Below are 272 nucleotides of genomic sequence, written 5' to 3'. Positions count from 1 at the left end.
ACTGGCAGCAATGCGTTATTTTCCCAAGACAGGCCGCAAGTGCTGCTCCTTTATCACTGGTTGTATCCAGTTTTTTAATATAAATCCCTGGATAGCCAATGTCTTTCCCATCAATAATCACATCAGGAATCGTCTTCTCTGCATTATCACGCTTGAGGGCATAAAATTGCTCCCTACTTTGGGGGCTGATGCCATTTTGAATTAAAATGTTTTGAGCCGCGCTGCTTTCTTGTTGGTACTTGGCATAAAAGGCTTCCAAAACAATCATGTCA

General features: G+C 42.3%; 1 protein-coding gene. It reads right to left on the bottom strand.

What is annotated here, in order from left to right:
• Nucleotides 1-272: hypothetical protein (locus tag Lsan_RS22370; RefSeq protein ID WP_162265611.1), on the bottom strand; the 272-nt coding region annotated here is incomplete at both ends.

It is taken from the genome of Legionella santicrucis, assembly GCF_001468135.1.
GTDB classification, from domain to species: Bacteria; Pseudomonadota; Gammaproteobacteria; order Legionellales; family Legionellaceae; genus Legionella; species Legionella santicrucis.
This window is presented reverse-complemented; position numbering and strand designations above follow the sequence as displayed.